General features: G+C 54.4%; 4 protein-coding genes. 3 read left to right on the top strand and 1 reads right to left on the bottom strand.

Annotated features, from left to right (window positions below):
- Window positions 1–318 precede the first annotated feature (318 nt).
- From A39O_RS40515 to A39O_RS0107215, 3 genes are read left to right on the top strand one after another with little or no spacing between them, the layout of a single operon-like run.
- Window positions 319–924, top strand: a complete 606-nt coding sequence (locus tag A39O_RS40515; protein WP_157639778.1) for a hypothetical protein — start codon at window positions 319–321, stop codon at window positions 922–924.
- The gene (locus A39O_RS40510; protein WP_157639776.1) at window positions 921–1,781 is read left to right on the top strand and encodes an Nmad3 family putative nucleotide modification protein; all 861 of its coding nucleotides are present in this window, start codon (window positions 921–923) and stop codon (window positions 1,779–1,781) included. Before A39O_RS40515 ends, A39O_RS40510 begins: the two co-directional genes overlap by 4 nt.
- Window positions 1,782–1,797: 16 nt before the next feature.
- Complete coding sequence (locus tag A39O_RS0107215) at window positions 1,798–2,553, top strand: hypothetical protein (RefSeq protein WP_020504019.1); 756 nt, start codon at window positions 1,798–1,800, stop codon at window positions 2,551–2,553.
- A gap of 67 nt (window positions 2,554–2,620) precedes the next feature.
- Here A39O_RS0107215 and A39O_RS0107210 read toward each other — a convergent pair whose 3' ends face one another.
- Window positions 2,621–3,112: a hypothetical protein gene (locus tag A39O_RS0107210; protein WP_020504018.1), complete on the bottom strand. Its 492-nt coding sequence runs from the start codon at window positions 3,110–3,112 to the stop codon at window positions 2,621–2,623.
- Window positions 3,113–3,295: the final 183 nt, after the last annotated feature.

Here is a 3,295-nt window from a genome sequence, read left to right as displayed (position 1 = left end):
CTGGCCCGGCGTCGGCATGCCCTGATCGATTCAGTGCTAAACACAGAAACTGCATGAGAGGGAATTGCGATATACCTGACAGATTGAACACCCTAGGAACGGGGCGAGGTCTATCGGAAGCTCGGTACGCGGGCCTCGGATGAGCCCTGAGCCCATAGTTCCACGCGAGGGCCGATCACCGGCTGACTTCCGGCCGAATAGACTGGCGTTGCGTCCTCTTACGGAGCGCGAAACCGGTATCTGACCTCGATTTTTCTCTACTATCAAGGTCGCTCCGGACATCCAGCCATCATAACCCTGAATGACGAGGTATTTGCGATGACTGCATCTGGTGATGGAAACGAGGTACCGCACAAAATGACAATACTCGTCTATCGCCGAACTCACACCGGTGATCCAGACCTGGAGACTCATAGATTCGGTATTCATGACTGCATGGGGAGGGTGCGAGATTGGGATTACGACGCTGTCATCGGTATTGGAGGGACTCACCCGGATCCGGGATATGAAGGAATTAAGGAAAAAATAACTTGGGTGGGGATAACGCCAATAAAGCCAGAGACAACGGAAGCAGGGGACGCGGATGTGAATACAGTGAAGAAGATTAACCCTGAATTTAGCGGCTTCCGAGGGCGGGTAGTTGAATTTGAAAAGTTCGTTCTCTGGGATGAAGACGGGCCAGAGGTTAGTGAATATCCTGCCCTTTACACGTATATGTTCAAAGAGGGTCACATCCCTCGGGCCGCGAAAAATATTCTGCCGGACTGTGTCGTACAGGAACTGCACGCCATTCTGGAAAGGGCCGAGAGCGACGCTAATTGCTCTATACAAACGCAGGGAAAGATTGCGCTTTCGAGCGAGTCGACGCATACTGAGTCAAGGCATCAGCCGTCCTGCGTGCAAAAAACCCGAAAAAATTTATGAATGTCATTTTCAGCAGAAAGGGTTTTGATAGTACTGCTGGTGGATTCCCCAGTCTCATATTCCCGGATAACACGCTGTTTTCGATCCCCATACCGAGTAATCCCAGCCACTGTGACTACAGCAGGCTCGTGTTTAAGTACGGGGAGGACCCCATCCAAGATATTCTTAACCAGGTCACGAAAAAGAGGGTTCGCAGCAACGGGGAACGGCATGAATGCGACTACACGCAGGCCACGCAAGGCTGCCACCACGACCCGATGTCGATGTATCTGAAGGGATCAAAGCGCTTGGTGATTGGTCCAGGGAAACGCTGGGAATCTCAACTCAGGAGTCATGGCATTTCTGCGGGCGATATTTTTCTATTTTATGGTTGGTTCCGACGAGTTGCGCCAACCGGTGGCCGCTGGAACTATGTACGTAATGCACAAGACGTTCATTTGATTTGGTCCTGGATGATCGTCGGTTCCGCCCTGCGCCTGGATACTCAAGAAGATATCAGCACTGCCCTTGCGGCTTTCCCCGGTCTCGATGCCCACCCCCATCTTACTAATGGCTGGGATGCACCGAATGGTGTTTACGTATCTCAAGAGCATGCCTTGCTGCCTTTCTTCCAAAGGGGATGCTTAACCGACTTAAAATGCTACCAAGGTCGCTCTAAATGGAGGCTGCCCGCTTGCTTCAATCAGCCGCAAGCCTTTAGCCATTTGAACTCATTCAGTCCTTCCGGCGGGGAAGTCATAGTTAGATATCGTGGCTATGGCCAAGAGTTTGTTCTGGACTTGGACAAGGTGGCGGCTGTTGGTGATCGGGAGGGAATTCTGGCATTTGTCCACGAGATCCGTAATCTTGGAGATTAGATATTTTGGTCATCGTATGACGATTGCTGATACGTTAGTCAAGCAAGTCTTCGCCGATGTGCCCATCCGGCGTCGGGATGATTCGTTGTCGGTTAACGAAGCCCCCGATGACGGACTTCTCCCACTGGATCTTTTCGAGGATGCATCTGACCTCAGTGTTTTCCACGAACGCGCCCCCGATAGCAGCGAGTCCTTCCCTGAGATCCCAGAGTCGCTCTCGCGTCTCGGCACCTACCAGTGGATGGCCAGCCCCGGCATCATCACCCTCTACCGTGGGAATATCGAGGTATACTGGAAGAGCCTGATCCAGCACGCCCAACGGCAGTTCCCCTTCATCACCACCAAGGACGCCGAGCGCGTCCTGCAACTGCTGGTATATTCCGTCTATCAGCACGAGCGCTTCCATTACGTTTGCGACTTCTGCCGACGCTTGCTCGGCGGGTCTTTCGACCGTTGGCACGAAGAGGCGCTGGCGGTGGCCTGGGAATGGCAATGGCTGCGTTCCCAGGATCGCTGGAATTCATTTTACGGGCTGATGCATCCGACCTTGCGGCGCATCGTCGTTCAGGCCATGTTCGACCATCGCTCGCCTGGTTATCGTGACTGGCGGCAATTTGCCAATCAAACGGCCTTTCACGACGCGGTTACGGCCTACCTTTACCCTGCCAGTGTGCAGATCTTTGCCAATACGGCGTTCAATTTCGCAGCCTGGGCGGTGGCCCATATACCGGATGATGCAAACCGGGCCTGGGATGAGCAGATCGAGCCCTGATCAGGTGCCAAGCTGAGACGACATCAGCGGTATCCGTTGCCCTGCGCGCTGGACGGTGACGGTTCGATCAGGCGAGCGACACCAATCGCCATCGCGCCTCGATCTTGCGTAAAGGGAGGGATTCATCGTCAGATTCATGTTTGGATAGCAGTTCGACATAGAACAGGGCGACCACCATGCGCCCGATCGTGCGATGCGCCTCGGCGCGTTCGCGATCGGCATTGGGTAGGACCCAGGAAAACAGATTGACCCAATCCATGTTGCGCACCGCGCCGTAGATTTTAGGCGATAGTGACGCGACGGTGTGTCGCCATTCCTGCCTACCGCTAAGATAGTCCTCTCTGAGCTTTTCAAATTCGCTCAGAAATGCCTCGGGGGTCATGCCCAAACGCGAGCAGAGCGTGTTCTCGCGATCCTGCCATTCCGCCAGGGCACGTCCTGCCAAGTCATCGAATTCCGCCGGCAGCGGTCGGACGACGAAACGTTCCCGTAAGTGGGCCAGCTCGTCAGTCTGCCAGCGCTCCACGGCATCCTCATCCGGAGCCGCACGTTGGATCACGCAAGCGCCCCAAAACTCTGCTTCCAGTCGGTCTATCGGCGAAGTCATGTGGTCTCCTAGCCCGTCTTCGACTATTCGCGCCCATTTTTCGCATAAGCCATTGTTTGGCTTAAACCATAGGGTCAAAGGTCGGCACTACAAAGCGATTAGTGTATGCTGGCTTGAAGCGCGGCGGTGATCCTC

It is taken from the genome of Lamprocystis purpurea DSM 4197, from assembly GCF_000379525.1.
Classification (GTDB): domain Bacteria; phylum Pseudomonadota; class Gammaproteobacteria; order Chromatiales; family Chromatiaceae; genus Thiodictyon; species Thiodictyon purpureum.
This window is presented reverse-complemented; position numbering and strand designations above follow the sequence as displayed.

Bases quoted from the DNA above. Each gene is read 5' to 3' on its own strand.
- A39O_RS40515 (WP_157639778.1), top strand. From the start codon at position 319: ATGACTGCATCTGGTGATGGAAACGAGGTACCGCACAAAATGACAATA.
- A39O_RS40510 (WP_157639776.1), top strand. From the start codon at position 921: ATGAATGTCATTTTCAGCAGAAAGGGTTTTGATAGTACTGCTGGTGGA.
- A39O_RS0107215 (WP_020504019.1), top strand. From the start codon at position 1,798: ATGACGATTGCTGATACGTTAGTCAAGCAAGTCTTCGCCGATGTGCCC.